At 52.7% G+C, this 7,097-nt stretch carries 8 protein-coding genes; 5 read left to right on the top strand and 3 right to left on the bottom strand.

The window, feature by feature from the left end:
- Positions 1-83 precede the first annotated feature (83 nt).
- Positions 84-764, top strand: coding sequence for a ribonuclease T (gene rnt / locus BEI65_RS25745; protein ID WP_085116582.1), 681 nt, complete (start codon positions 84-86; stop codon positions 762-764).
- A gap of 72 nt (positions 765-836) precedes the next feature.
- On the opposite strand, the gene BEI65_RS25740 is transcribed toward rnt, so the two are convergent.
- The gene (locus tag BEI65_RS25740; protein WP_099065646.1) at positions 837-1,184 is read right to left on the bottom strand and encodes a Grx4 family monothiol glutaredoxin; all 348 of its coding nucleotides are present in this window, start codon (positions 1,182-1,184) and stop codon (positions 837-839) included.
- Positions 1,185-1,599: 415 nt separating this feature from the next.
- Here BEI65_RS25740 and BEI65_RS25735 point away from each other — a divergent pair, with 415 nt between their 5' ends.
- A complete protein-coding gene (locus tag BEI65_RS25735) occupies positions 1,600-2,421 on the top strand; it encodes a C40 family peptidase (RefSeq protein ID WP_099065645.1) in 822 nt (273 codons plus the stop codon).
- Positions 2,422-2,613: 192 nt separating this feature from the next.
- Positions 2,614-3,192: a superoxide dismutase [Fe] gene (sodB, locus tag BEI65_RS25730; protein WP_085116580.1), complete on the top strand. Its 579-nt coding sequence runs from the start codon at positions 2,614-2,616 to the stop codon at positions 3,190-3,192.
- Positions 3,193-3,248: 56 nt separating this feature from the next.
- Here the strand turns inward: sodB and BEI65_RS25725 are convergent, their stop codons facing one another.
- Complete coding sequence (locus tag BEI65_RS25725) at positions 3,249-3,338, bottom strand: YnhF family membrane protein (RefSeq protein WP_004943739.1); 90 nt, start codon at positions 3,336-3,338, stop codon at positions 3,249-3,251.
- A gap of 323 nt (positions 3,339-3,661) precedes the next feature.
- Between BEI65_RS25725 and purR the strand changes: the two genes are divergently transcribed.
- A complete protein-coding gene (gene purR / locus BEI65_RS25720) occupies positions 3,662-4,687 on the top strand; it encodes an HTH-type transcriptional repressor PurR (RefSeq protein ID WP_099065644.1) in 1,026 nt (341 codons plus the stop codon).
- Here the strand turns inward: purR and punR are convergent.
- On the bottom strand, positions 4,684-5,628 hold the full coding sequence (punR, locus tag BEI65_RS25715; protein ID WP_099065643.1) for a DNA-binding transcriptional activator PunR: 945 nt from the start codon (positions 5,626-5,628) through the stop codon (positions 4,684-4,686). The two genes, purR and punR, sit on opposite strands and share 4 nt — an antisense overlap.
- A gap of 123 nt (positions 5,629-5,751) precedes the next feature.
- Between punR and punC the strand changes: the two genes are divergently transcribed.
- Entirely contained in the window at positions 5,752-6,960 is a 1,209-nt protein-coding gene (gene punC, locus BEI65_RS25710) for a purine nucleoside transporter PunC (RefSeq protein ID WP_099065642.1), read from the top strand.
- The last annotated feature ends 137 nt before the right edge of the window (positions 6,961-7,097 follow it).

Below are 7,097 nucleotides of genomic sequence, written 5' to 3'. Positions count from 1 at the left end.
CAACTTCTTGGGGTCAGTTCATTTCTGCGCCCCTGTTTTTTCCGCGTGATAACCGCCTGCAACCGGGCGCAAAATTTGCCATAATGCGCGCTGTATTCGATGAAGATAAGAAACTGATGGCCGAAAAAAGTGATCTTAACGCCCTGAGTGGCCGTTTTCGTGGGTTTTACCCTGTAGTAATAGATATAGAGACCGCCGGATTTAATGCCAAGACTGACGCACTGCTGGAAATTGCCGCCGTTACGTTAAAAATGGATGAAGACGGCTGGTTACAACAGGACGAAACCCTGCATTTTCATGTGGAGCCTTTTGAAGGCGCCAACCTACAGCCGGAAGCGTTGGCCTTTAACGGTATCGACCCGAGTAATCCGCTACGCGGTGCGGTCAGTGAACACGATGCCCTGCACGCTATTTTTAAAGCGGTGCGCAAGGGGATTAAGGATCGTGGCTGTAACCGGGGGATAATTGTGGCGCATAACGCCAATTTCGATCACAGCTTCCTGATGGCTGCTGCGGAGCGCGCCAGCCTGAAACGCAACCCTTTCCACCCTTTCGCCACCTTTGATACCGCGGCGTTGAGTGGGCTGGTGCTGGGGCAGACGGTGCTGGCCAAAGCCTGCATTGCCGCCGATATTCCGTTCGATAGCGCTCAGGCGCATTCGGCGCTGTATGATACCGAGCAAACTGCTCAGTTGTTCTGCGAGCTGGTTAACCGCTGGAAACGCCTTGGTGGCTGGCCGCTGGCGGCCAGTAATACCGACTAAGACACAAAAAAATCGGGCGGCCCAGTTTTAGCTGGCACCGCCCGATGACTTCCAACAATAGAACCGAGCCGATTAAGGCTGCTGGTCTTCCTGCTGTTTGTATTTCTCTGCCGTTTCTTTGATCAGCTGCTGCAATTCGCCGCGCTGATACATTTCCATGATGATATCACAGCCGCCAACCAGCTCACCGTCTATCCACAGCTGTGGGAACGTCGGCCAGTTAGCGTATTTCGGCAACTCGGAGCGGATGTCCGGGTTCTGCAGAATATCAACGTAAGCAAAACGTTCGCCACAGGCAGACAGCGCCTGCACAGCTTGCGCTGAGAAACCGCAGTTTGGCAATTTCGGTGAACCTTTCATATACAGCAGAATTGGGTTCTCAGTGATCTGGTGCTGAATTTTTTCAATCGTCGTCGTCATTATATTGCTTCCTCAAGCCAAATCTCATGGCTACAACATGCATCACACTGGCTATTGTAGCGGCTGGAACAGTCGCAAGAAAACGCCATCTTTTGCAGGGGCATTCCTTGGTTGTCAGTCGCGTCTCGCCGGCAAGGCCTTTCCGGTCAAAACATATGCGCAGAATAACATTTTTAATCTGGCTATTTCACTAATATATTTTTTCATCAAAACACGACGTTTAATAAATCCAGTGACGGTCATTGTTGATTTTTTATACACCAACAGTCTGATTTTTCAGCAGAAAAAATGCTATTAACGTTTTCTCACAATATGGATTATCATTTATGAGTTCTTCGCTGTTTTATATGGCGAAATTCGGGAATACTGTCATTCTTTCGATATCTGTTCCGGGGCCAAGGTTGGTAACGTCGACATGCGTTTAATTCTTACGCTTTTTGTGCTGTTGTTTACACAGCTATTCTTTAATCTGGCGCATGCTGCGCCGCAGTCTCGTGTTGCCGCCGAGCAGCGTAAGAGCCACGTAAACGAAGCCCGACCGGATGACCGCAAGAAAAAGAAAGCGGTTAAAGCCAGCAGCAAAAAAGTAAAAGTCACCACCCCACAGAAAACTGCCAAGGTTTCCAAAGCCAAAACAGAAAAAACCGCTAAAAAGATTGTTAGCGCCAAATCGAAAAACAAAACTCATAAAGTCGCCAAGATTAAAGTGACCCCGCCGAAAAAGGGTTACAAAAAAGGCTATGGCCGCCACCGCGAAGCCGGTATGGCCACCGCCAAATTGGTTCGTGACGAGAAGCCGCTGAAACTTACCCCGGCGCACAAGAAACGCTACCAGCATGCCAAGCAAACCGCGATGGCCAAGCTGATGGATCAGATGGGTAAGCCCTATCGTTGGGGCGGCACCTCACCGAGAACCGGTTTTGACTGCAGCGGCCTGATTTATTACGCCTATAAAGACGTGGTGAAAATCAAAATGCCACGTACCGCCAACGAGATGTACCACCTGCGCGACGCCGCGCCGATCAAGAAAAATGAATTGGAAAGCGGCGACCTGGTGTTCTTCCGGATTAACAACCGCGGCGTGGCAGACCATGTTGGGGTTTATCTGGGCAACGGTAAATTCATTCAGTCACCGCGTACCGGTGAAGAAATCCGCATCAGCCAGCTCGACAACGATTACTGGCAAAACCACTACATTGGCGCACGTCGGGTAGTGACACCGAAAACCATTCGATAATTGCCTTTGCGGCTGGCCCTGCCAGCCGCTCTCCCCTGAGCGTTTCCCCAAACTCTCGATGCTGCAACTAATCCTTTGCCATTCCCCCTGTATTTCAGCGCGAAAATTGCTAAGCTAAATACCCACAATAAAAGCAGGTCAATCTGTTGTTGGTTGTTCTGATTCAGGTTGGCACTGTAAAAGGAGAAAGCAATGTCGTTTGAACTGCCCGCATTACCCTATGAAAAAAATGCCCTCGAGCCGCACATTTCCGCAGAAACCCTGGAATACCACTATGGCAAGCACCACAACGCCTACGTGGTTAACCTGAACAATCTGTTGAAAGGCAGCAAGTTTGAAGGACTATCGCTGGAAGCGATCATTAAGGCCTCAGACGGCGGCATCTTCAACAATGCTGCACAGGTGTGGAACCACAGCTTCTATTGGCATTGTTTGTCGCCACAAGGCGGCGGTGAGCCTCAGGGCAAACTGGCAACGGCGATCAATCAGGCTTTTGGTTCTTTCGCTGCCTTCAGGGAACAATTTAGCGATGCCGCAGTGAAAAACTTTGGCGCAGGCTGGACCTGGCTGGTGAAAAAGCCGGATGGTTCACTGGCTATTGTTAACACCTCGAACGCGGCTACACCGTTGACCGGTGAAGATAAACCGCTGCTGACCGTCGACGTTTGGGAACACGCCTACTACATCGATTACCGCAATGCGCGGCCGGCCTACCTGGAAAACTTCTGGGCGCTGGTTAACTGGGCATTTGTGGAGAAAAACCTGGCGTAAAGCTGAGGGAAAGAGCAATCAGGCGCAGCGGGCTGCGCCTGTTTTACTTAAGGGGATCAGTTCAAAGCAGCGGTGAAGCTGAAAGCAATAATCACGGCCAGCGCACAGACGGTGGTGAACAGTGACATTTTCAGATCGGTATCCATTACAACTCCTTTTCAGATTGGGTTTCCCAAGGGTAAAAGGCACACAATTAATGCGTCAAACCATTTTCACACAGTTAGCCAATAAAATCTTGTTATCATTTCCCGGTTTATTATATCGATTACCTCTTCCCCTTTTGTTCAATATGGGACAAAATTCGCAGTTCACAACTGTGTACCGGCAAAATGCCCCTCCTGACCAAGCGCTGACGACTTCAACACACTAAAAACTCAGTTTTCGCTTCTTTGGAGAAGGATCTACGCAGGCAAACGATTAACATCACACTTACATGCTGCAACATGTGAGTTCAGGAGTCATTCTTTACATGGCAACGATTAAAGATGTGGCCAAACGCGCTGGCGTTTCCACCACCACCGTTTCGCACGTCATCAATAAGACTCGTTTCGTCGCCGAAGAGACAAAAACGGCCGTGGCTGCCGCGATTAAAGAGCTGCACTATTCACCCAGCGCCGTGGCGCGTAGCCTGAAGGTCAATCACACCAAATCGATTGGTTTGCTGGCGACCTCCAGCGAAGCCCCCTACTTTGCCGAAGTGATCGAGGCGGTGGAAAACAGTTGCTACAGCAAAGGCTATACGCTGATCCTGTGTAACTCGCACAACAATCTGGACAAACAGCGTGCCTATCTGGCGATGTTGGCGCAAAAACGCGTCGATGGTCTGCTGGTCATGTGTTCGGAATACCCGGACCAATTGCTCGGCATGCTGGAAGACTATCGCAACATCCCAATGATGGTGATGGACTGGGGTACCGCGCGCGGTGATTTTACCGATACCATTATCGATAATGCCTTCGAAGGTGGCTATTTGGCCGGGCGTTATCTGATCGAGCGCGGCCACCGTGATATCGGCGCCATTCCGGGTCAGTTGGCGCGTAATACTGGTGGCGGCCGCCATCAGGGCTTTTTAAAGGCCATGGAAGAAGCCAATATCGAAGTTCGCGACGAATGGATTGTCCAGGGTGACTTTGAGCCAGAATCCGGCTACAAGGCCATGCACCAGATATTGTCGCAGAAGCATCGCCCGACCGCGGTATTCTGCGGTGGCGATATCATGGCGATGGGTGCGATCTGCGCCGCCGATGAACTTGGGCTGCGCGTACCGCAGGACATCTCGGTGATTGGCTACGATAACGTACGTAACGCCCGCTATTTCACCCCGGCGCTGACCACCATTCATCAACCGAAAGAGCGTTTGGGTGAGATGGCATTCACCATGTTGCTGGACCGTATCATCAGCAAGCGCGAAGAGTCGCAGGTGATTGAAGTGCATCCCAAGCTGGTTGAGCGCCGCTCGGTCGCTGACGGCCCTTTCATCGATTACCGCCGCTAGTCGTTAGCGCCGGAAGCCTCTGCGGTTTCCGGCGTCACTTCGCTTAACCATTCCTGATTCAAGGTTTCACTGTCCCCCAGGTAGTCCAACAGCCAGGCCATCGCCGGTGATGGCGTATTCTGCTGCCAGGTCAGGCAACAAGGGCTGGCCGGAAACGGCTGTTGCAACTGCAACGCCACCAGTTCCCCGCGCTGCACCAACGGCAATGCCTGATGCGCAGGCATCATGCCGACGCACAGGCCTGCACACAGGCAATCCAACGCCGAGGCCCAGTCCGGCGCCACCAACCGCCGTTGGTTGTCCAGCGTCCAGGTGACTCGTTTGGGCAGGTTGCGTGAGGTATCTTCCAGACACAGCGATGGGAAAGGCCGAAGCTGATCGTCGTTCAGCAGCCCTTCCAGCGCCGCCAGCGGATGCTGCGGGCTGACCACGCACAACCAGCGCATATCCCCCATATCGCGAAAAGCATACCCGCCGCCGACCGGCACCGCCCGCGTCGCCCCAATCGCCATATCGGCACGCCCATCCACCAGCGCATCCCACACACCGTTAAACACCTCCGGTTGCACCATCAGTTCAACGTCGGGGAAATGGCGGTAAAAATCCAGCACCAGTTGGCGACAGCGCTGAGGTTTAACAATGATGTCCACGGCAATTTTCAACTGGCCACGCCAGCCGTTAGCCACCTGCTGACACTGTCGACGGGTGTCGAGCATTTTTTTGATGACAATGCGCGCATCCTGAACAAACAACACGCCGGCCGGGGTCAGCTCCACGTCGCGATGACGGCGCTCAAACAGCGGTACCGCCAGCCATTGCTCCAGTTGTCGCACGGTATAACTTATCGCCGAGGGTACACGGTGCAATTCCTGCGCCGCTGCGCTGAAGCTGCCGGTGCGGGCGACCGCGTCTACTACATCGAGTGAATATTCAGACCACATAACCTTGCCTTCAATTTTTTTAACAGCACCTCGCAAATATTACCGTTTCACAAGCAGAGATCCAGCCGGATACACTTGCCGGCGCTAAAAACCTGCGACATTAAAATATTAACGAGAAATACAATGCGAAATTCCTTTGGTTTTATGTTCTACCTTGCCGGCCTGAGTATGCTGGGTTATCTGGCCACCGACATGTACTTGCCCGCCTTTGGCGTGATGCAGCAAGACCTGCAGATTTCCGCCGGGGCGATCAGTGCCAGCCTCAGTATCTTCCTGGCCGGCTTTGCCTTTGCTCAACTGCTCTGGGGCCCACTGTCCGATCACCTCGGCCGTAAACCGGTGTTGCTGATTGGCCTGGCGCTGTTTGCCCTGGGTTGCCTCGGTATGCTGTGGGTACAGAATGCCGTTCAACTGTGGTCACTGCGTTTTATCCAGGCGATTGGCGTGTGTTCTGCCGCCGTCACCTGGCAGGCCCTGGTGATTGACCGTTACCGTGAAGGCAAGGCTAACCGAGTCTTCGCCACCATTATGCCACTGGTCGCACTTTCGCCTGCACTGGCCCCCCTGGTCGGTGCCTGGTTGTTGAACCACATGGGCTGGCGTGCCATTTTCGCCGTGCTGCTGGGCATCACGGTGATTTTGTTGCTGCCAACGCTGCTGTTGAAAGAAAGCGCCAAGGCCGCGCCTTCTGCCGAGAAGAAAAACACCCTGACCTTCTTGCAACTGCTTAAGTCCCCGGCCTTCAGCGGCAACGTCACCATCTTTGCCGCCTGCTCCGCCGGCTTCTTCGCCTGGCTGACCGGTTCACCCTTTATTCTTGGTGATATGGGCTACAGCCCAAATGATATCGGCCTGAGCTATGTGCCGCAGACCCTGGCATTCTTATTAGGGGGTTACGGCTGTCGCACCGCGTTAAATCGCATGAATGGTAACACCTTGCTACCGTGGCTACTGGTAGCTTATGGCATCAGTATGGTGGCGTTATATCTGGTTGCCACGCTGACCGCGCCAACGCTCACCACGCTGCTGATCCCGTTCTGCGTGATGGCACTGGTCAACGGTGCCACCTACCCAATCGTAGTGGCAAATGCGTTAACCCCGTTCCCGGAAGGCACCGGCAAAGCTGCAGCCTTGCAAAACACCCTGCAGTTGGGCCTGTGTTTTGTCGCCAGTATGCTGGTGTCGGCCTTTATCGGCCAGCCGCTGTTGGCAACGGTAACGGTGATGGTTTCTACGGTGGTGTTGGCCGCATTGGGCTATATGCTGCAACGGGGAAAAGTGATGGATGATCAGCAGGCTGCAAGGCAGGAACATGCTAACTCTGCGTCATAATTGTATGCATTAATAATCACTTAAAGAATATTTTTGCCGAGTGCGATTTACAGTTGAGTAAGCGCCTCGGCAAGCCTATACTCAAAACGACCTTTTAAAATAACACTTTTATAATTTCTTTATCACAAATTGCTGTT

Origin of the sequence: Serratia sp. BW106 (assembly GCF_002607755.1) — a bacterium.
In the GTDB taxonomy this organism is placed as follows: domain Bacteria; phylum Pseudomonadota; class Gammaproteobacteria; order Enterobacterales; family Enterobacteriaceae; genus Serratia; species Serratia proteamaculans.
The sequence above is the reverse complement of the archived record's forward strand: the minus strand, read 5'-3'. Positions and strand labels throughout refer to the sequence as shown.

Coding starts and splice junctions, on each gene's coding strand:
- sodB (WP_085116580.1), top strand. CDS start 2,614: ATGTCGTTTGAACTGCCCGCATTACCCTATGAAAAAAATGCCCTCGAG.
- purR (WP_099065644.1), top strand. CDS start 3,662: ATGGCAACGATTAAAGATGTGGCCAAACGCGCTGGCGTTTCCACCACC.
- rnt (WP_085116582.1), top strand. CDS start 84: ATGCGCGCTGTATTCGATGAAGATAAGAAACTGATGGCCGAAAAAAGT.
- BEI65_RS25735 (WP_099065645.1), top strand. CDS start 1,600: ATGCGTTTAATTCTTACGCTTTTTGTGCTGTTGTTTACACAGCTATTC.
- punR (WP_099065643.1), bottom strand. CDS start 5,628: ATGTGGTCTGAATATTCACTCGATGTAGTAGACGCGGTCGCCCGCACC.
- BEI65_RS25725 (WP_004943739.1), bottom strand. CDS start 3,338: ATGGATACCGATCTGAAAATGTCACTGTTCACCACCGTCTGTGCGCTG.
- punC (WP_099065642.1), top strand. CDS start 5,752: ATGCGAAATTCCTTTGGTTTTATGTTCTACCTTGCCGGCCTGAGTATG.
- BEI65_RS25740 (WP_099065646.1), bottom strand. CDS start 1,184: ATGACGACGACGATTGAAAAAATTCAGCACCAGATCACTGAGAACCCA.